The sequence below is a fragment of the Herbaspirillum sp. DW155 genome, from assembly GCF_037076565.1.
GTDB lineage: Bacteria > Pseudomonadota > Gammaproteobacteria > Burkholderiales > Burkholderiaceae_D > Herbaspirillum.
In genome coordinates this window covers 3,029,168-3,050,024 of sequence record NZ_AP029028.1, presented here as the reverse complement: position 1 = coordinate 3,050,024, position 20,857 = coordinate 3,029,168, and the positions used below count along the sequence as shown (strand labels likewise).

The following is a 20,857-nucleotide window of genomic DNA, read 5'->3' as shown; positions in this document are numbered from 1 at the left end:
GTGGTCCTCCGATGATGAGACTGCGCGGCAGCCTGGCCGGCAAAGGCGCGGATTGTAGCAGTTAAGGGCGGCAGGACGGTGAAATGGGGCAGAGAGGATGCCCGGATGAGGCTGGTTTTTGGCTGAAATGAAGGTTCTTGCAGGCAAGCCCGGGATGCCGCCTTGAGACGGCATCCTTCTTTACTGCAGGTGAAGCTTTTTGCGGAAATTGAGCAAATTTTTCAGGCTCAATGCGTGACCGTCAGCAGCACCTTGCCATCGCCGCCCTGGGTGGTCGGCCAGCGGGTCTGGGTGGCCGAGGGCGCCCCAAAGCTGGCCATGGCCTGCACCAGCCTGTCGACGTCGGTGTCGTGGAGGGTCTTGCCATCGGCGGTCCTGATGCGCTCGATGTGGTTGTCGCTGCCCAGGTACCAATCTTTGACCAGCATCTGATCTGTTGCGCCCAGCACGTCGATGCGCAGATCGTTCCCGGCCTTGCTGAACCAGAGGTTGCTCTGTCTGGCATCGGTAAAGCTCAGCGTATCCAGATTGCCCCTGGTGGCATCGTGGTCGTAGAGCACATCCTGTCCGTCGCCCTTGGCAAAGGTGTAGGTATCGTTGCCGGCACCGCCGATGAGCAGGTCATTGCCGCGGCCGCCCCTGAGGACGTTGTTGCCGCGATTGCCCACAAGGATGTTGTCCAGCTCGTTACCGGTGGCATCGAGGTTCTGGTTGCGCAGCTTGATCGGATCATCGGTGGTGACGGTATCGGCCCCGTAGACGTTGGTGGCCTCGCGCAGGCGCTGCAGGGAGACGAAGCGGCACATGTCGCTGGCACGGCCGCGCCCCGAGTCGGCGATGTAGAAACCGACCGTCTTGCCGGTGGCCGCCGAACAGGCCACGCCGGTGACGGTGATGGCGTGGTCGCTGGTGTCCTCGTTCTCTTCGTGCAGATCCCACAGCTTGCTGGCGCTGACACTGATGATGACACCCTTGCCGTCCTTGATGCTCTGGGCGACTGCCGTGAGATCGACCTGCTCGTCGATGCTGGACGCAAAGCCGAAGTCCTGCAGCAAGGCCTGGCGGTCGTCTTCCGAGGTGGCGCCGCGCATGTCGGCGGATTCGGCGGCGGTATCGCAGAGGTTTTCCTTGATGGCACGCTGGACCACTTCCTTTTCGGAAGCCGCATGGCCGCCCATCAGGGTCACGTTGGCCACACTGGTTTCGCCGCACGTGCCCCAGTAACCCTCGACTTCGCCGCCCTGGTCGTAATCCAGCTGATACGAGCGCGGCATGCCATAGACCAGCACTTGGACGCCATTGACCACCGCGCTCTGCGGCTTGGCGGCGTCGAGCAGCACCAGGTTTTCGACGTTGGCCGAGAGCGTGGTGCTGACGGTGGCGTAGACCGTATCCACGCCTTCGCCAGCTTTTTCGATCACCTTGTCGCCGGCATTGTCTAGGTAATAGCTGTCATCGCCTTTGCCGCCGGCCATCGTATCGGTCCCGCCCATGCCATCGAGGATGTTGTTCTGGTCGTTGCCGGTGAGGCGGTTGTCCAGGGCATTGCCAATGCCGGCGAGGCAGCTGCCCAGGGAGAGGTCCTCCGTGTCTTCGTCCAGGCTGAGGAATGTCGGTGCCGCTGCGGGTTTGTTGCCTTTGGGTTTGGAGGCTTCGTCACCGAAGGGCGCGGGTGCGTAGAAGCTGTCCTGGTAGCGCGCTGCGTTGGCCTGGGCGATCAGGTCGACGGGAGGTGCGGCGGGCGCGGGTGTCAGGTTCACTTTACTGGTACTGGCAGGCCCGATGGCCGGTCGTGTACTGGCTACTGTCATGGGCGTCAGCGGCGGCGGTGTGCTGGCGGTGGCCGGCACAGAAGGGCCGCCTGGTGTAATGGCCGGTGCAATGACCGGACGAGTGTACGGTGTCACCGGCGGCCTGATGGCGGGCTTGCTGATGATGGCCGATGGAGGTGTCAGGGGATGTATCAGGGGATGTGTCAGGGGATGTATATCGGTACTGACAGGGACTGTACTGGCAGGTTTGCCGGTGATGGCGACCGGTGTGACTGCAGGTGTACTGGTTGCGACGGGAGCTTGCGATACGGTGGCCGGTTTGCTGGCCGGCGCCGGGGACGCGCCGCCAAAGAGCTTGATGCCGGGCCGGATCGGCGAGAACACGATTTCGGAGACGTTGCCGCGCCGGATGCTGATGAAGCGGTCGTCGATGCGGGTGATGACGAGACCGGGCGGGGCAGCAGCCGGGCTTGTATGAGGTGTGGACACGATTTGCCTTTCCACTGCGCGTGGGTGGGCGATGAGGAGCAGGGCAAGGCATCGCGCGAGACGCCTTGCCCTGCAAGCCTTCAAGCGCAGCTACGATGCAGGTTGATCAAAGAGTGGTAGCGGATTAGTGGCTGACGGTCAGCAAGACCTTGCCATCGCCACCCTGGGTGGTCGGCCAGCTGGTCTGGGTGGCCGAGGGCGCCCCAAAGCTGGCCATGGCCTGCACCAGCTTGTCGACGTCGGTGTCGTGGAGCGTTTTGCCGTCGGCGGTCCTGATGCGCTCGATGTGGTTGTCGCTGCCGCTGTTACCACCGGCGTACCAGTCCTTGACGGTCACCTGGTCCTTGCTGCCCAGGACGTTGATCTTCAGGTCGTCACCGGCCTTGCTGAACCAGAGGTTGGTCTGCTTGGCATCGGTAAAGCTGAGTGTGTCGAGGTTACCCTTGGTGGCATCGTGGTCGTAGATCACGTCCTGGCCGTCACCCTTGGCGAAGGCATAGGTATCGTTGCCGGTGTCCCCGATGAGCAGATCGTTGCCGCGGCCCCCGGTGAGGACGTTGTTGCCCCGATTACCCACCAGGATGTTGTCCAGCGCATTGCCGGTGGCGTCCAGGTTCTGGTTGCGCAGCTTGATGGGATCGTCGGTGGTCATGGTGTGGGCACCGCTGACGTTGGCGGCGTAGCGCAGTTGTTCGGTGGTGACGAAGCGGCACATGTCGCTTTCGTGGCCCTGGCCGGAGTCGGTGATGTAGAAGCCGATGGTTTCGCCGGTCATGGCTGAACAGGCCACGCCGGTGACCGTCACGAGGTGATTGCAATAATCCTGGTCGGACAGGCTCATGCCCCACAGATTGCCGGCGCTCACGCTCACCGCCACGCCCTTGCCATCCTTGATGCTCTGGGCGATCGCTTTTTCATCGTAGCCCTCCGTGACGCTGGCGTTGAAGCCGAAGGCTTTGAGCAAGGCCCGCTGCTGTGTGGGGGTAGTGCCACCCCGGAGCTCTTCGGACGGGCTCACGGTATCGCACCATTTTTCCTTGATGGCTTTCTCGACCACTTCCTTTTCGGTGGCGGGCTTGTCGCCCATCGTGGTGATGTTGGCGATGGTGGTTTCGCTGCAGGTGCCGCGATAGCCCTGGACGGCATCGCCCTGGGCGTAGTCCAGCTGATACGAGCGCGGCCGGCCATAGACCAGTGCGTGGACGCCATTGACCATCGCCGTTTGCGGCTTGCTGGCGTCGAGCAGCACCAGGTTCTCGACGTTGGCCGCGAGTGTGGTGCTGACGGTGGCATAGACCGTATCCACGCCTTCGCCGGCATTTTCGATCACCTTGTCGCCCACGTTGTCGACGTAATAGCTGTCGTCGCCCTTGCCGCCGGTCATGGTATCGGCGCCGGCCATGCCGTCGAGGATATTGTCGCGGTCATTGCCTGTGAGGCGGTTGTCTTGCGCATTGCCGATGGCATTGAGATGGTCCTCGCCGATGCTCAGGCCCTTGGCTGTGGCATCGAGGATCAAGGTTTTTCTGGCGGCCACGCCGGGCAGTTTTTTCAGCGTGCCGGCATCGTCGCCGAAGGGGGCAGGGGCGTTGAAGGCTTCCAGGTAGCGCTGCGCATTGGGCAGGGCGATGGCGAGGTCCGCTCCATTGGCGCTTGATTTGCCGCTGGCGAGGGCACTGGCGATGCTGCCGGGAGGGGGACTGTGCGGCTTGATGGCGTCATTGGTGGTGATGGTGGTGGCGCCGGTCACGTTGGCGGCGTTGTCGTGTTCTGCGGGCAGGACATTGGATGCGGGTGCGTTGACGGCGATGGCCGGGGTGACACTGGCCGGTTTGGCGGTGCCGGGTGGCGTGATATCGACAGGCTTGCTGATGCTGGCCGGGGCGAGGCTGGCGGTGGGCTTGTTGGGATTGGCCGGCGTAGCGCTGACGGGTTTGGACGTGTTGGGCAGAGCGATCTTGGTGGGCTTGCTGCTGCTCACCGGAGTGACGCTGGTTGGGCGGGTGCTGGCCAGAGTGCTGCTGGCCACGGTGGGCGGGGTATGGAAGGGCTTGACTCCCGGCTTGATGGGAGAGAAGACAACTTTGAAGACGCTACCGTTCTGAATCCTGACGAAGCGATCGTCGATGCGTCTGATGACCAGATCGGTCGATTCTGCCGCAGCAGTGGCAGAGCGTGGAGTGGCTGAGTTGGTTGACACGGGTTCCCTTTCAAGTGCGCCATCGCTGGCGTTGTTATGCGGGGCAGGTTTGCGCAGGTGGCGTGCCGCCCCGGGGACCTGTTTCCTGCCGCCCTGGCCACGGACGGTGGCAGGGCGGACAGGTCTTGTTCTGGTGGTCCCGCGACGATTCAATCGGATCGAAAGACTTCGGTAAATCGCACGAAAGTGCCGTTGGTCCATTGACAATCTGATGCGAAGGAGAAAAAGACAACTTGAGGCAACCGAGCGTCGCTGAAAGAGGAGGTGATGACTGCAGCCGGGGCGCCGTCGCGTACAACGGGGCAGAGAGAGATTGTGACTTTTTCTTCACATCTTGCGCAGTGTGCGGCAGGAAGCGCGAAGCGGTCCCCCGAGATCGACAGCGGCGGGCGTGCAGGTGCGCAAGTCTAGCGGGTCGGCAACGATGCAGGCCGCTGGGTCAAATCGGAGATTTGAAACGGATTGTCTGGTGCGAGGAGGGGGACTCGAACCCCCACACCATTGCTGGCGTCAGGACCTAAACCTGGTGCGTCTACCAATTTCGCCATCCTCGCTGAAGGTGTCGGGCATCGGTGCGATAGCAGTCTGGCAGTGCGTTTGCCGCAGACCTGCCGCTACCGATGCAGGTAGCAATTTGTCAAAGCGCGCCATTGTACTGCAAGCCGTTGTCAATGTGGGCGTTTTTCTGTGCGGACATTTTCTTGTCGCCGGCCATCGGTAGTACCATGCCGCCTGTCTTATTAACGGGCAGGATTCGCATGACACGTTATCGTCACTACAAGGGCGGCATTTATGAATATGTCGACGAGGCCATCCTCGAGGCCGACCTGACTCCCATGATCGTCTACCGGGCCGCCGATGGTCGGCTCTGGCTGCGCCCACGCGCCGCCTTCTTCGAGATGGTGGACGTCGGGGGGCGGCAGGTGCCGCGTTTCGAGAAGATCGACGACTGAAACCACCTGCATCCCGTCAATACCGATGCCCCGCTGCGTCAGCAAGGCGCGCAAGCTGAACAATGCCTGCGTACGGCGGTCTATCGCATGCTGTCGGTCCTTCCTCTTTTTGATTCACTTTATTCGGGCATCCTCATGAACTATCAAGCACGCGCTCTGGTCGGCGCGATCTTCTCCGTCCTTGCCATTGCCGCCACCATCCCGCACACCGTCTCGGCTGAAGAACTGGCCGATGTCAGCACGGCGTTCCGCTGGCTGGGCAAGAACGACCGTGTGGTCATCGAAGCGTATGACGACCCGAAGGTGAGCGGCGTGACCTGTTACGTGTCGCGCGCCCGCACCGGCGGCGTGAAGGGCACGGTCGGTCTGGCCGAGGACAAGTCCGAAGCCTCCATCGCCTGCCGCCAGGTGGCGCCCACCGTGCAGTTCAAGGACAAGCTGCCGGTGCAGGAGGATGTCTTTACCGAGCGCATGTCGATTCTCTTCAAGCGTCTGCACGTGGTGCGGGTGGTCGATGCCAAGCGCAATACGCTGGTCTACCTGACCTATTCGGACAAGCTCATCGATGGCAGCCCCATGAACGCCGTGACGGCGGTGCCGGTGGCGCCGTCCACGCCGATTCCGGTGAAATGAGGGAAATTCTCTAAATTCTTTACGGATGGCGTTTGCTGGCGGGCAATGCGGCGGTCTTCCTGATCCCGCTGCAGACCGCGCCAGGGCTGATCGGGCGGGCAATTGGCAGGATTGACCCTGGTTTGCAGGCTGGCAAGCCCATTTTTGGACTCGCGGCGCTTTTTGCGTATAAAATAGCGAGCTTTAGCGCGGCCGGGCGGGGCGCTTTTCGTCTGCAATCAGTTGATCGGGACGAAGGGCAGCATGCTCCGGCTTACGGAATTCTTAACATTTGGACGATTTAAATGGCAACTGCAGTCGAAACCCTGAGCAAACTCGAACGTCGTATGACCCTGTCTTTCCCGCTGGCCGATGTTCAGGCTGAAGTGGAAAAGCGCCTGAAGGTGCGCGCCCGTACCGCCAAGGCACCGGGTTTCCGTCCGGGTAAAGTGCCGATGAAGATGGTTGCCGCCCAGTTCGGCTACCAGGTCGAAACCGAAGTCCTCAACGACAAGGTTGGCCGCGCATTCAATGACGCCGCCGTCGAAAACAACCTGCGCGTGGCCGGTTTCCCCCGCATCGAACCCAAGACCAGCGAAGAAGCCGGTGAAGGCAAGCTGGCCTTCGACGCCACCTTCGAAGTCTATCCGGAAGTGACCGTCGGCGACCTGTCCGGCGCTGAAGTCGAGAAGACCACCGCGGTCGTCTCCGACGCCGAAATCGACAAGACCATCGACATCCTGCGCAAGCAGCGCGTGCACTACCACGTCAAGGGCGAGCAAGGTGCGCACGGCGACGGCGGTGCCGACCAGTCGGCCCAGAACGGCGACCGCGTGACCGTGGACTTCGTGGGCAAGATCGACGGCGTGGAATTCCAGGGCGGCAAGGCCGATGCCTTCCCGTTCGTGTTGGGCGAAGGCCGCATGCTGCCCGAATTCGAAGCCGCGACCATCGGCCTGAAGGTCGGCGAATCGAAGACCTTCCCGCTGGCTTTCCCCGAGGACTACCACGGCAAGGACGTGGCCGGCAAGACCGCTGAATTCACCATCACCGTCAAGAAGATCGAATGGGCGCATATGCCTGAGGTCGATGCAGTCTTCGCCCAATCCCTGGGCATCGAAGACGGCGATCTGACCAAGATGCGCGAAGACATCAAGAAGAACCTGGAGCGTGAAGTCACCGCCCGCACCAAGGCCAAGACCAAGGACAGCGTGATGAACGCCCTGATCAAGGCGTCCGAACTGGAAGTGCCCAAGGCCCTGATCGACCAGGACGTCGAGCGCCTGTCCGAAATGGCCCGTCAGGACATGGCCCAGCGCGGTATGGACCCCAAGGTCATGCAACTGCCCAAGGAACTGTTCACTGCCCAGGCCGAGCGCCGCGTGCGCCTGGGCCTGATCCTGGCTGAAGTGGTCAAGCAGAACAAGCTGGAAGCCACCGAAGAACAGGTCAAGGCCCAGATCGAAGACTTCGCCCAGAGCTACGAAGATCCGCAACAAGTGCTGAAGTACTACTTCTCCGACCGTCGTCGCCTGGCCGAAGTCGAAGCTCTTGTTTTGGAAGAAAACGTCGTCAACTACGTCCTCGGCAAGGCAAAGGTCTCGGAAAAGCCGGTTTCGTTCGATGAACTGATGGGTAATCAGGCGCAAGCGTAATCCGGTTTTCTCTAGTAGTATCAGAAAACTCTTACGCTTAAGGATGCATACATGACTGGTCTGATGAAGCAATCTGCACTGGATACCCAAATGCTCGGCATGGTGCCGATGGTGATCGAACAGAGTGGCCGTGGCGAACGCGCTTACGACATCTATTCGCGCCTGCTCAAGGAACGCATCATTTTCCTGGTCGGCCCGGTCAATGATGCGATGGCCAACCTGATCGTGGCGCAGCTGCTGTTCCTGGAAAGCGAAAACCCGGACAAGGACATTTCCCTGTACATCAATTCGCCTGGCGGTTCGGTTTCGGCCGGCATGGCGATCTTCGACACCATGCAGTTCATCAAGCCGCAAGTGTCGACGCTGTGCACGGGTCTGGCCGCTTCCATGGGCGCTTTCCTGCTGGCCGCTGGTGCCAAGGGCAAGCGTTTCTCGCTGCCGAACTCGCGCATCATGATTCACCAGCCGCTGGGCGGCGCTCAGGGCCAGGCATCGGATATCGAGATCCAGGCACGTGAAATTCTGTACCTGCGCGAACGCCTCAACACCATCCTCGCTGAAAAGACCGGCCGTACGGTCGAGCAGATCAGCAAGGATACCGATCGAGACAATTTCATGTCGGCCGAGGCCGCCGCGGAATATGGTCTGATCGACCAGGTGCTGACCCAGCGTACTTGAGCTTTGCACGTAGTGCAGCGTTGTAAAACGCCAAAAAATGCCCGAACGGAACATCGTTCGGGCTTTTTTTTTGTGCAAATTTTGACGAAATTGGCACAGAGCAGCTTTTCCGGCTCTGTTTGCTTGATAAATGGCACCTGTGCTGACATATAACGGTCATACGGCAGTCCTGTGAAGCATTTTGGGACACCAAAAATGACCAAGCCGTGACGAATCCGGATTTCGCGGGTATGATCGGGTCGTAACTTTTACTCTAGTAGCTCTATGTCCGAGAAAAAATCTTCCAGCGGCGAAAAACTGCTTTACTGCTCCTTCTGCGGCAAAAGCCAGCATGAAGTCAAGAAGCTCATCGCCGGTCCTTCGGTCTTCATCTGCGACGAATGCATCGACCTGTGCAATGACATCATCCGTGATGAGGCCGCCAGCGTGGAAAGCGTGACCGGCGCCAAGTCGGACCTGCCGACCCCGCAGGAAATCACCGACCTGCTGGACCAGTACGTGATCGGACAGGCTACCGCCAAGCGTATCCTGTCGGTGGCGGTCTACAACCACTACAAGCGCCTCAAGCACCTGGGCAAAAAGGATGACGTCGAACTGGCCAAGAGCAACATCCTGCTGGTGGGCCCGACCGGCTCCGGCAAGACGCTGCTGGCACAGACCCTGGCTCGCATGCTCAACGTGCCCTTCGTGATCGCCGATGCGACCACGCTGACCGAAGCCGGCTACGTCGGCGAGGACGTCGAGAACATCATCCAGAAGCTGCTGCAGAACTGCAATTACGAAGTCGAGAAAGCCCAGAAGGGCATCGTCTACATCGACGAGATCGACAAGATTTCCCGCAAGTCGGACAACCCGTCCATCACCCGCGACGTCTCCGGTGAAGGCGTGCAGCAGGCGCTGCTGAAGCTGATCGAAGGCACCATGGCATCGGTGCCTCCGCAGGGTGGCCGCAAGCATCCGAATCAGGATTTCGTGCAGATTGACACGACCAACATCATGTTCATCTGCGGCGGCGCTTTCGATGGCCTGGCCAAGATCATCTCTGACCGTTCCGAAAAGAGCGGCATCGGTTTCTCGGCCAGCGTGAAGAGTCAGACCCAGAAGAGCAATTCTGAAGTGCTGCTCAATGCCGAGCCGGAAGATCTGGTCAAGTTCGGCCTGATTCCCGAGCTGGTCGGCCGTCTGCCGGTGATCGCGACCTTGAACGAGCTGGATGAGGAAGCCCTGATCCAGATCCTGATTGAGCCCAAGAACGCGCTCATCAAGCAGTACGCCAAGCTGTTGCAGATGGAAGGCGCCGAGCTGGAGATCCGTCCGGCCGCCATGCACGCCATCGCCAAGAAGGCGCTGGCCCGCAAGACCGGCGCGCGCGGCCTGCGTTCCATCCTGGAACACGCCCTGCTGGATGTGATGTATGAACTTCCGAGCGAGCAGAACGTGGCCAAGGTGGTGGTCGATGAAAACACCATCACCAATGGCGCCAAGCCGCTGCTGATCTATCACGACCAGCCGAAGGTGTCGGGCGGCTGATTAGCCGGCAGATGAAGGAAAAAGCAGAAAAAGGAAGGCAGCCGTAGCGGCTGCCTTCCGGTAGCAAGAAGCCACCACGAAGTCCGGTCACCGCAAACACGGTAAAATAAACCGGCGCATATTACTGGCTTCCATCGAAAAGCCACCCGGAGCTAGCTTCGCGTGTGGCTTTTTTATTTTGTTGCGATCATGACAACGCACAACCGGTGAATATTTAGTCTGCCGGACTTGTGTTTTGGTCACTCGTGCCAACATCATTCACAGTACTTATTGATAAGGCCCGCCATGACGACTCCTATACTTACAGAACAATCGCAATTGCCGCTGTTGCCCTTACGGGATGTGGTTGTCTTCCCGCATATGGTGATTCCGCTCTTCGTCGGCCGCCCGAAGTCGATCAAGGCGCTGGAAGCGGCCATGGAGCAGGGCAAGAGCATCATGCTCGCCGCCCAGAAAGCGGCCGCCAAGGATGAGCCTTCGGCTGAAGACATCTACGAAATCGGCTGCGTGGCCAATATCCTGCAGATGCTGAAGCTGCCTGACGGCACCGTGAAGGTGCTGGTCGAAGGCGCGCAGCGTGCCCGCATCCATCACATCAGCGAACTGGACACCCATTTCGTCGCCGACCTGACGCCGGTGGAATCCGAGCAGGGCGATGAAGCCGAAGTCGAAGCCATGCGCCGCACGATCGTGCAGCAGTTCGACCAGTACGTAAAACTGAACAAGAAGATCCCGCCCGAAATCCTGACCTCGCTGGCCGGGATCGACGACGCCGGTCGCCTGGCCGACACCATCGCCGCGCATCTGCCGCTGAAGCTGGAGCAGAAGCAGGTGATCCTGGAGATCTTCAACGTCACCAAGCGCTACGAGCATCTGCTGGGCCAGCTGGAAGGCGAACTGGACATCCTGCAGGTGGAAAAGCGCATCCGCGGCCGCGTGAAGCGCCAGATGGAAAAGTCGCAGCGTGAGTACTACCTGAACGAACAGGTCAAGGCCATCCAGAAGGAATTGGGCGAAGGCGAAGACGGTGCCGATCTGGAAGAGCTGGAAAAGAAGATCGTCGCCGCCAAGATGCCCAAGGAAGCCCTGGAAAAGGCCCAGTCCGAGCTGAAGAAACTGAAGTTGATGTCGCCCATGTCGGCTGAAGCGACCGTGGTGCGCAACTACATCGATACCCTGGTGGCGCTGCCCTGGAAGAAGAAGTCCAAGGTCAACAACGACCTGACCAATGCCGAGAAGGTGCTGGAAGGCGATCACTATGGCCTGGAGAAGGTGAAGGAACGTATCCTCGAATATCTCGCCGTGCAACAGCGCGTGGACAAGCTGAAGGCGCCGATCTTGTGCTTCGTCGGTCCTCCGGGCGTCGGTAAGACCTCGCTGGGCCAGTCCATCGCCCGTGCTACGAACCGCAAGTTCGTGCGCATGGCCCTCGGTGGCGTGCGCGACGAGGCCGAGATTCGTGGTCACCGTCGTACCTACATCGGTTCTATGCCGGGCAAGATCCTGCAAAGCCTGTCCAAGGTCGGTGTGCGCAATCCGCTGTTCCTGCTGGATGAAATCGACAAGCTGGGCATGGATTTCCGTGGCGATCCGTCCTCGGCGCTGCTGGAAGTGCTGGACCCGGAGCAGAATCACACCTTCTCCGACCACTACATCGAAGTCGATTTCGACCTGTCGGACGTGATGTTCGTGGCGACCTCGAACTCCTTCAACATTCCGCCGGCGCTGCTGGACCGGATGGAAGTCATCCGCCTGTCGGGTTACACCGAGGACGAGAAGACCAGCATTGCGCAGCGCTACCTGCTGCCCAAGCAGATCAAGAACAACGGCCTCAAGGAAGGCGAGATCAGCGTGGCCGAGTCGGCCATCCGCGACATCATCCGCTACTACACCCGCGAAGCCGGTGTGCGTTCGCTGGAACGTGAAGTCTCCAAGATTTGCCGCAAGGTCGTGAAGCTGCTGCTGCTGAAAAAGCAGGAGAAGAAGGTCACCGTCACCTCGCGCAACCTGGACAAGTTCCTGGGTGTGCGCCGTTACGACTTCGGCATCGCCGAGAAGGAAAACCAGATCGGCCAGGTGGTTGGTTTGGCCTGGACCGAGGTGGGCGGCGACCTGCTGACCATCGAAGCGGTGAACATGCCTGGCAAGGGCCAGATCATCCGCACCGGTACGCTGGGCGATGTGATGAAGGAATCGATCGAAGCCGCGCGCACCGTGGTCCGCAGTCGCGCCCGCAAGCTCGGTATCAAGAGCGAAGTCTTCGAGAAGAGCGACATCCACATCCACGTACCGGAAGGTGCAACGCCCAAGGATGGTCCTTCTGCCGGTATCGCGATGACGACGGCGCTGGTGTCCATTTTCAGTGGTATCCCGGTGCGTGCCGATGTGGCCATGACCGGTGAAATCACCTTGCGCGGCGAAGTGCTGCCCATCGGCGGTCTGAAGGAAAAGCTGCTGGCGGCGCATCGTGGCGGCATCAAGACCGTGCTGATTCCTGAGCAGAACGTGAAGGATCTGGCGGAGATTCCGGATAACGTCAAGAACAAGCTGGAGATCATCCCGGTGCGTTGGATCGACAAGGTTCTGGAAGTCGCGCTGGAACGCCAGCCGGTGCCGTTGAGCGAAGAGGAAGCGATCGTCGAAGCGGCCGTCAAGCCGAAGGAAGGCGCGACGGACCCGGTGGTGAAGCATTGAGCATGGGGTGTTAGTCCCTTGCGCATCATGCTGAAAGGCGCCTCGTGAGAGGCGCTTTTTTTTGACCCGAAGGTTCAGGTATCGCCGCGTGGGAATGAAGTAAATAAAGCTCGCTGTAAATCGCCGCAAGGCCGGAAACCCGCTTGACACGGGCCTGAGCGGCTTGTTAAATAGCCGCTGCGGAAATTTCCGTCAGGCAAGCGATGGTGTGGAGCCTCTGTCGCAGGGTATCGGAGCCGAAACACTGTCGTTTGAAATCAAACAAACCAGAAACTTGTTCGAGGGGCGTAAGTGAATAAAGGCGAACTGATTGAACACATTGCCGGCGAGGCCGAGATCTCCAAGGCAGCAGCCGGACGCGCAATAGATGCATTCGTTGGTGCGGTGAAGACCACGCTGAAGAAGAATGGCACGGTCACCCTGGTAGGTTTCGGGACGTTCTCCGTGGGCAAGCGTGCTGCCCGCACGGGTCGTAATCCTCAGACCGGTGCTGCCCTGAAGATCAAGGCGTCCAAGGTACCTAAATTTAAAGCTGGCAAAGCTTTAAAAGATGCTATAAAATAATGTTCTTTCGTTGCTGAGGTAACAAGCAACGAGACTGTCAAGGTTGCCGGGCGCTTAGCTCAGTTGGTAGAGCGGAGCCCTTACAAGGCTTAGGTCGGGAGTTCGAGCCTCTCAGCGCCCACCAGCATCTTGCAGTCGGCACCAGTTTAGGAGCGGTAGTTCAGTTGGTTAGAATACCGGCCTGTCACGCCGGGGGTCGCGGGTTCGAGCCCCGTCCGCTCCGCCAGATAAAACGCCTCATTCGCAAGAATGGGGCGTTTTTGTTTTTGCGCAGCAAAAATGACGGAATCGCCTGCAAGCGATTCGAAGCTCTGCGCTAGAAGACACTTCCTCCCGAGAGCTGATACCCAAGCTCGTCTGCAGCGAGCTGAACAGCATTTCCCCTATGAAAATTACGCGACGCCTCTCAAATAAATGTGAGTTTCAAGTACTTTTTCTATGTGGAAATGTTTAAACTAAGCTCGAATTTGCAGTTGCTCAAAAACAGGAGACCGGCTCACGCCGGGGCAGACCATGTTGTTGAGGGAACCCGGCCTGCACGCGCAGGCCGAGGAAGAAGGGCATGAGCCGCTCCCCGAAGATGGTAAGAGAACCCAAGAGACGCATTGGCGGATTCGCAAAGTAGTGCAGTGCCATGGATCAAGGCAGTCATGACGACGCGGGGCGATGTCGTCGATCCGGGGTCTGCATGTGGGCATCTAATGGGATCAACAAGGGGTAGCGATGAAGCTCGCCAATTTCAACATTGGCGTCCGCCTGGGCGGCGCATTTGCAATGGTCTTGCTGCTGATCGTGGTGACAGCCATGGTCGGGATCAGGAATCAGTCTTCCAACAACGCTGAAATCAACAGCATCGTCAACGAGAAATACCAGCTTATCGCCTTGAGCAACCAGATCAAGCACAACGGCAACAAGGCCAATGCCGTGCTCTCCAACATCCTGCTGGCCACCACGCCCGAGGCCTCGGCCAAGTACATGGATGAGTATGCCGGCCTGCGTACGGCCAACACCGAGGCCTACAAGAAGCTGGAAGGCCTGCTCGATTCCGACAAGACCAAGGCGATCTACGCCGAACAGACCGCCAGCCGCGCCGCCTACGGCGTGGCCGTGCGCAAGTTCTTTGAGCTGATGAAGACCGACCGGCGCGCAGAGGCGACCACGCTCTTCCAGGGTGACCTGGCGCGTCTGCAGACGGAGTACTTCACCACGGTCGACAAGCTGGTCAATTCGCTGGCACAGGAAATGGTGGAGGATTCGCGCCAGGTCGCCGAAGACGGCCATCTCGCCGTGATCCAGATGATCGTACTGGCTGCCGTTGCCGTGGTGCTGGCTTCGGTGATCGGAGCGCTCATCACGCGTTCCATCACCGCACCACTGCGCCATGCCGTGGTGCTGGCAGAGGCCGTGGCGCAGGGTGATCTGTCCTATCGCCTCAGTGGCGCCGGCAAGGACGAGATCAGCCGTCTTCTGCACGCACTGCAACACATGAGCGATAACCTGCATGACACCGTTTCCAACGTGCGCAATGGCACCACGGCCATCGATATGGCCGCCCGCGAACTGGCCCAGGGCAACCTGAGCCTGTCCAATCGCACCGAGCAGCAAGCCAGTTCGCTCGAAGAAACCGCCTCGGCCATGGAACAGCTGACCTCGGCGGTGCGCCAGAATGCCGACAACGCCCGCCAGGCCAGCGAACTCGCGGTATCCGCCTCGGACGTCGCCGTGCGTGGCGGCGCCTCGGTGGAGCAGGTGGTCAACATCATGAGCGCCATCAGCACCTCCTCCGGCAAGATCGCCGACATCATCACCGTTATCGATGGCATTGCCTTCCAGACCAACCTGCTGGCCTTGAATGCCGCCGTGGAAGCGGCCCGTGCCGGCGAGCACGGACGCGGCTTTGCCGTGGTCGCCAGCGAAGTGCGCGGGCTGGCGCAGCGCAGCGCCGTGGCGGCCAAGGAAATCAAGTCGCTTATCGAAGGATCGGTGTCCCACGTGAAATCCGGCAGCACCATCGTCGAACAGACCGTGGCGACCATCGATGAAGTCATCGCCAGCATCAAGCATGCTACCGATCTGATCACCGATATCAGCTCCTCCAGCCAGGAGCAGAGCGTGGGCATCGAGCAGATCAATCAGGCCATCGCCCAGATGGATCAGATGACCCAGGAAAACTCGGCCCTGGTCGAGCAGAATGCGGCGGCCTCGCAAGCCTTGCAAGCGCAGGCCGAGCAGCTGTCAGCGCTGATGGGTCGCTTCAAACTCAGCGAGTTGCTGGCCAGTCCCCATGGTGGCGCTTATGCCGGGCCTACACGGGGTGGTCCGCGCGAAAAGGTCATCCAGCCCGAACTGTCCCTGATCCAGGGCTGATGCTGCAAGCAGGCGGCACCCTGGCCGCCTGAGCCTGTATCCGCGAGGAGACCGCGCCCGCTGCGTCATCCCGGGTGCGAGAACAACAAAGCGTCCCTACTCACAGCGGCTGCCGTACCACGCCTGAACTGGCCTGGTGGCTGGCTGGCGGGGGAGGACGCGTCCGTTGCGCGAGTCGCTGCTGCCTGCTGGCGCCTTGCGCATGGTCTGCCAACGTCCTTGCCAAGAAAGGTTCGTCATGACGCTTCACCACTCCGCATCCACCGGGCAGTTATCCGACGCGCGCCAGGCGCTGGCCCACGCCCGCATCCAATCGTTCATCGATGCCTATCGCAATGAGGGCTATCGGATCGCCGACATCGATCCCCTGGGCACGCTGTCGGTCCCTGAGATCCCCGCTTTGCTCCCTCAAAGCCATGATCTGAAGGATGAGGATCTGGCCCTTGCCCAGCACCGCTTCCTGGAGGGGCTGGGTCTGACCAATGTGAAGGAACTGACGCATTTTCTGAGTCGCCTCTATTGCGGCCCCTTAGGACTGGATGCCAGTGGCGTACGTGATGAGGCCCGCCGCCAGTGGCTCTTCGCCCGTCTGGCTGCACGCGACCATGGCGCCGAGCCGGGCCCCAACGAGCGCGCCGCCGTGCTGTCCCGGCTGGTCGCCGCCGAGCAGTGGGAGCACTACCTGCAGCAAGACTATCCGCAGGCCAAGCGCTTTTCGTTGGAGGGCTGCGAAGCGCTGCTGGTCCTGATGGATGCGCTGGTCGAGCGCAGCAGTTTCTATCAGCTGGAGCAATTGTTCCTGGCCATGCCGCATCGCGGCCGCCTCAACCTGCTGGTGAACCTGATGCAGATGCCGGCCGCGGACATCGTGGCCTATTTCGACGCCGCCCGCAGCACCGAGGCCGCCGCCGGTGCCGTGGATCTGCCCTACCACCTGGGCGCCGAAACCGTGCGCACCACCGCCCACGGCCAGTTGGGCCTGTTCATGGCGCACAATCCTTCACATCTGGAAAGCGCCTACCCGGTTCTGCTGGGCATGGTGCGCGGCTACCGTGCAGCGCATCCGCAGTCGCCGTTGCCGGCCTCGGTGGTGATCCATGGCGACGCCGCCTTCTGCGGCCAGGGCGTGGTGATGGAATCGCTCAAGCTGGCCCAACATCCGGGCTACAGCGTGGGTGGCACGGTGCATGTGATCGTCAACAACCAGATCGGTTTCACCACGCCCAATCCGCTGGACCCCCTCAATCACGGCTACTGCACCGACATCGCCCGCATCGTCGGCGCGCCGGTGCTGCACGTCAATGCCGACCAGCCGGACATGGTGTTGCGCGCTGCGCGCATCGCCTTCGACTACCGCATGCAGTTCGGCGCCGACGTGGTGATCGATCTGGTCGGCTATCGCCGCTGGGGCCATGCGGAACAGGACACGGCGACCGTCACGCAGCCGCTGCTGCACGGTTTCATCGACAAGCATCCGTCGGTCACCCAGCTCTATGCGCAGGCCGGCTGGCCCGGCTCGGACGAGGGCGTCGCCCTGCTGGCGGTATGCAGCGAGCAGGCTTTGGCAGCCTTGCGGACCAGCCGCCCGACGACCGCGGCCGCACGCACGGCACCGCCTGCATCAGTGGCGCCGCCTGCCGCCCCCGACCTGGTGCGCCTGCGTCAGTTCGTCGAGCGTATGACGCGCCTGCCGGAAGGCTTTGCCGCGCATCCGGCCATCATCCGGCTGATCGAGCAGTGGCAGACCAGCGTGAGCGCCCCTGATCAGCCTTGCAGCTGGAACTTCGCCGAGAACATGGCCTATGCCTCCTTGCTCTGGGACGGGCAGGGACTGCGCCTGTCCGGCATGGATGTGCAACGCGGCACCTTCATGCAGCGTCATGCCGTCTGGCACGCGGTCGATGCCGGGCAAGGCGTGCAGCAGTCGTTCTGGCCACTGCGCCAGGTGGCCGCGCCGGACGCGGCGCTGGAGGTGATCAATTCACCCCTGAGCGAAGAGGCGGTGGTGGGTTTCGAATACGGCTTCAGCGTCCAGGCCGGCGCTGGCGCACTGGTGATCTGGGAAGCCCAGTTCGGTGATTTCGTCAACGGTGCGCAGATCATGATCGACCAGTACATCAGCTCAGGCCGGGGCAAATGGGCTTATCCCTCGGCCCTGACGGTGTTGTTGCCGCACGGCTATGAAGGCGTGGGGCCGGAGCACTCGACCGGTTACCTGAGCCGCATGCTGCTGCTGTGCGCTGACCAGAACCTGCGCGTGGCCTATCCTGCCAGCTCGGCGCAGTGGTTCCACCTGTTGCGCCAGCAGGCGCTGCAGGGCGATCGTCCGCTGGTGGTGTTCACGCCCAAATCGGTGCTGCATGCCGAGGTGCGTTCGCAGTCGCCCTTGTCGGCGCTGTTGGAGGGCAGTTTCCAGCCGCTGGTACAGGACGCGGAGACACCGGCCGAACAGGTGCAGCGGGTGGTCTTGTGCAGCGGCAAGGTCTTTTACGACCTGGCCGATGGGCGCAGCCAGGCCGGCGACACCCGCACTGCACTGCTGACGGTGGAACAGCTGCATCCCTTCCCGGTGGACACGCTCAGTGAGGTATTGCGCGGCTATCCCTATCTGGAAGAGGTGATCTGGGTGCAGGAAGAAGAACGCAAGCAGGGTGCCTGGCTGTGCGTGCGCGAGGCCATCGAATCGGCCTTGCCGGCGCAGGCGCGTCTGCGTGCGGTGACGCGTCCTGACACCGACACCGGCCCGACGGCTTCCAAGGCCCGCCACTACGCTCAGCAGGCAGCGCTGGTGCAGGCGGTGTTCCCGGCGTAAGAGCCAGGGCCAGGGGCCGGGCGGATTGAATCGCCATAAAAAAACGGTGTACTTCATCATGAAGTACACCGCTCGCCCCCTCCGGTTTCCCCGGTATTGCCCATGGCTGATGTTGTAATCCCCACCTCGGCGGATCGTCAAGCGGCAGCGCAATGGCGGTAGCCTGATCCTGGCGTCAAAAACGCGTCATGCAGGGCGAACTGCCGTTTCACCCATCGTTTCGCTGCAGCTGCAGGAACTATCGGAAAGCCTGAAAAAACGGGTAAAAGCCTGAATCTATTATAGAATTAATTCGAATAACCAATCGGAAAATGCCCGCAGCAGCGACATCATGGCCCGGCGCATCGGGCGCTGCAGCGACAGCGTTTTCCACGAATTTGAAGAACTGGGTTCCATTTGCCGACAGAAAGAAAACAGTGGATGCCGGATTGAGCTCGCTCCGGCATCGGGACAGGCAGCAAGGAGACACTTCAGCAGCCCCTTCATCGCCCTGGCGCAGACAGGGTGGCAGGGCTGCTGCGGGGAAATGCCGGCACCGCAGGGTCTTGCCCTGGCATGCGCGGTTCCCTGCAATGAATCGGTCAGAATCGGGGGAAATACCGGTGCAGCCTTGCTTCATGCACGCTGCTTTCGAACGGGTGGTCGGGTAACCGGCTGTCAAGCCGGAAGCGTGACAGGCAGACCAATGAAACGTCAACCATGCCGATAACCAGACAAAGCGGACTGGCGCACGCCAGCACCGGCATTTTCTTCCTGCTGGCCCTGCTGCTCTCGCTGGGGGTGGCGGCCTTTTCCTACCACGCAGTGCGCGACTTCGAGCGGCGCGGTGTATGGCTGCAGCACAGCCATCAGGTGATCAACCGGCTGGAAGAAGCCAACTCCACCCTGCGCGATACGGTCAGCAGTTCGCGCGGCTTTGCGCTGTCGGGCGAGGAAGACTATCGCAGCAGCTTCGAAACCGGGGTACGGCAGGTCAATGCGCTGCTGCAGGATCTGCGCCGCCTGCTCAGCGACAATCCGCAGCAGATGCAATTGCTGAGCCAGACGGAAGACCTCGTGATCCAGCGGCTTACGCTTTCGCGCCAGTTGCTGGCATTGCGCCCGGAAGAGGGGCGCGCCCGCGTGCTGGAAGGGCGCGACCTGAGCGAGCGTATCCGTGCCGGTTTCGAAGAGATGAAGGGCAACGAGAATGCGCTGCTGGCCAAGCGCGCGCAGGATACCGCCGCCAGCGCGAACCTGACGATTTTCATGGTCATCAGTGGCAGCCTGTTGAGCATCGCCTTGCTGCTCCTGGTCTACCGCAAGCTGCGCAAGGAGATGGCGCGCCGGGTCGAAGCTCAGCAGCGCGCCCAGGCCTATTCGGACGAGATCGAAGACCTCTACAACAATGCCCCCTGCGGCTATCACTCGGTCGATGAGAGCGACAAGCGCATCATCAAGATCAACGATACCGAGCTGAAGTGGCTGGGCTACACGCGCGAACAGGTGGTCGGCCGCATGACCCAGGCCGACCTGTTGACGCCCGCCAGCGCCGATCGCTACGAGCGCGAGCTGTATCCGCAGTTCCTGCAGAAGCGCGAGATCAGCGGCATCGACCTCAACTTCCGCCGCGCCGATGGCAGTGAATTCACTGCGCTGGTCAATGCGACCGCCATTCCCAGCCGCGACCGCAGCAAGCTCATCAGTCGCACCGTGATCTATGACATCTCCGAACGCAAGCGCGCCGAAGACGAGATCGAAGCCCTCAATGCCGACCTGGAACGCCAGGCCCTGCACCTGCACAACGTCAACAAGGAACTGGAGAGCTTTTCCTATTCGGTCTCGCATGACTTGCGCGCGCCGCTGCGCGCCATCTCCGGTTATGCCATGATCCTGGAAGAGGATTACGCCCAGGCCATCGATGACAAGGGCCGCGAGCAATTGCAGGTGATCCGCCGCAACGTGCGCAAGATGGATGCGCTCATCAACGATCTGCTCAAGCTGGCCAAGTCGACCACCGGTGAATTGACCCTGCAGCGTTTCTCGATGGAGGAGCTGGTCGCCCAGGTGGTGGCCGGCCTGCAGCAGGAATACCCCGGCGTCGTCTTCGAGGTGCCGCGCCTGGAAGGGGCCGTGGCCAACCGTGGCCTGATTGCCCAGGTGTGGGAAAACCTGCTGTCCAATGCCGTGAAGTTCAGCAGCAAGAGCCAACAGCCGCGCGTGCGCGTGACCATGCAGAGCACACCGGACGAATACATCTACGGTGTGCATGACAATGGCGTGGGCTTCGACATGCGCTATGCGCACAAGCTCTTTGGTACCTTCCAGCGCCTGCACCGGCAGGAGGAATATGCCGGCACCGGCATCGGCCTGGCCTTGGTACAGCGCATCGTGGTGCGCCATACCGGCCGGGTCTGGGCCGAGAGCAAGCCGCGCGAAGGCGCCAGTTTCTATTTCGCCTTGCCGCGCAAGGGCGTGCTGCCCACTCTCGGCGAGTCACGCCGCGCCACCGACGAGAACTGAAGAGGCCAACCCGTGAGCCAGATTGAGAG

13 protein-coding genes and 3 tRNA genes are annotated in these 20,857 nt (G+C 61.1%); 12 read left to right on the top strand and 4 right to left on the bottom strand.

Annotated features, from left to right (window positions below; genetic code table 11):
- Nucleotides 1–227: 227 nt before the first annotated feature.
- The 4 genes from AACH55_RS13940 to AACH55_RS13925 all read right to left on the bottom strand — a co-directional run bounded on the left by AACH55_RS13940 (nucleotide 228) and on the right by AACH55_RS13925 (nucleotide 5,221).
- Nucleotides 228–2,261, bottom strand: a complete 2,034-nt coding sequence (locus AACH55_RS13940) for a calcium-binding protein (RefSeq protein WP_338715149.1) — start codon at nucleotides 2,259–2,261, stop codon at nucleotides 228–230.
- Nucleotides 2,262–2,385: 124 nt separating this feature from the next.
- Nucleotides 2,386–4,461 carry a calcium-binding protein gene (locus tag AACH55_RS13935; RefSeq protein ID WP_338715148.1) on the bottom strand — a complete coding sequence of 692 codons (2,076 nt, stop codon included), beginning with the start codon at nucleotides 4,459–4,461 and terminating at the stop codon, nucleotides 2,386–2,388.
- 467 nt (nucleotides 4,462–4,928) lie between these two features.
- Nucleotides 4,929–5,015 (bottom strand) — tRNA-Leu (locus AACH55_RS13930).
- Between the two features lie 83 nt (nucleotides 5,016–5,098).
- On the bottom strand, nucleotides 5,099–5,221 hold the full coding sequence (locus AACH55_RS13925) for a hypothetical protein (RefSeq protein ID WP_338715147.1): 123 nt from the start codon (nucleotides 5,219–5,221) through the stop codon (nucleotides 5,099–5,101).
- Between AACH55_RS13925 and AACH55_RS13920 the strand changes: the two genes are divergently transcribed.
- The 12 genes from AACH55_RS13920 to AACH55_RS13865 all read left to right on the top strand — a co-directional run bounded on the left by AACH55_RS13920 (nucleotide 5,220) and on the right by AACH55_RS13865 (nucleotide 20,828).
- Nucleotides 5,220–5,414 (top strand): DUF1653 domain-containing protein, encoded by a 195-nt coding sequence (locus tag AACH55_RS13920; protein ID WP_338715146.1) that lies wholly within the window; start codon nucleotides 5,220–5,222, stop codon nucleotides 5,412–5,414. The genes AACH55_RS13925 and AACH55_RS13920 overlap by 2 nt on opposite strands.
- Nucleotides 5,415–5,549: 135 nt before the next feature.
- Nucleotides 5,550–6,047 (top strand): CreA family protein, encoded by a 498-nt coding sequence (locus AACH55_RS13915; protein WP_338715145.1) that lies wholly within the window; start codon nucleotides 5,550–5,552, stop codon nucleotides 6,045–6,047.
- Nucleotides 6,048–6,331: 284 nt separating this feature from the next.
- On the top strand, nucleotides 6,332–7,681 hold the full coding sequence (tig, locus tag AACH55_RS13910) for a trigger factor (RefSeq protein WP_338715144.1): 1,350 nt from the start codon (nucleotides 6,332–6,334) through the stop codon (nucleotides 7,679–7,681).
- Nucleotides 7,682–7,732: 51 nt separating this feature from the next.
- Entirely contained in the window at nucleotides 7,733–8,359 is a 627-nt protein-coding gene (gene clpP, locus AACH55_RS13905) for an ATP-dependent Clp endopeptidase proteolytic subunit ClpP (RefSeq protein WP_338715143.1), read from the top strand.
- Between the two features lie 264 nt (nucleotides 8,360–8,623).
- On the top strand, nucleotides 8,624–9,889 hold the full coding sequence (gene clpX / locus AACH55_RS13900) for an ATP-dependent Clp protease ATP-binding subunit ClpX (RefSeq protein WP_324878841.1): 1,266 nt from the start codon (nucleotides 8,624–8,626) through the stop codon (nucleotides 9,887–9,889).
- A gap of 285 nt (nucleotides 9,890–10,174) precedes the next feature.
- Nucleotides 10,175–12,583: an endopeptidase La gene (gene lon, locus AACH55_RS13895; RefSeq protein WP_338715140.1), complete on the top strand. Its 2,409-nt coding sequence runs from the start codon at nucleotides 10,175–10,177 to the stop codon at nucleotides 12,581–12,583.
- A gap of 291 nt (nucleotides 12,584–12,874) precedes the next feature.
- Nucleotides 12,875–13,147: an HU family DNA-binding protein gene (locus tag AACH55_RS13890; protein ID WP_338715139.1), complete on the top strand. Its 273-nt coding sequence runs from the start codon at nucleotides 12,875–12,877 to the stop codon at nucleotides 13,145–13,147.
- A 48-nt stretch (nucleotides 13,148–13,195) separates the two neighbouring features.
- A tRNA-Val gene (locus tag AACH55_RS13885) sits at nucleotides 13,196–13,271 on the top strand.
- A 25-nt stretch (nucleotides 13,272–13,296) separates the two neighbouring features.
- Nucleotides 13,297–13,373 (top strand) — tRNA-Asp (locus AACH55_RS13880).
- A gap of 497 nt (nucleotides 13,374–13,870) precedes the next feature.
- Nucleotides 13,871–15,514 carry a methyl-accepting chemotaxis protein gene (locus tag AACH55_RS13875; RefSeq protein ID WP_338715138.1) on the top strand — a complete coding sequence of 548 codons (1,644 nt, stop codon included), beginning with the start codon at nucleotides 13,871–13,873 and terminating at the stop codon, nucleotides 15,512–15,514.
- Between the two features lie 238 nt (nucleotides 15,515–15,752).
- A complete protein-coding gene (locus AACH55_RS13870; RefSeq protein WP_338715137.1) occupies nucleotides 15,753–18,326 on the top strand; it encodes a 2-oxoglutarate dehydrogenase E1 component in 2,574 nt (857 codons plus the stop codon).
- Nucleotides 18,327–19,025: 699 nt separating this feature from the next.
- Nucleotides 19,026–20,828, top strand: coding sequence for a CHASE3 domain-containing protein (locus AACH55_RS13865; protein WP_338715136.1), 1,803 nt, complete (start codon nucleotides 19,026–19,028; stop codon nucleotides 20,826–20,828).
- Nucleotides 20,829–20,857 lie beyond the last annotated feature (29 nt).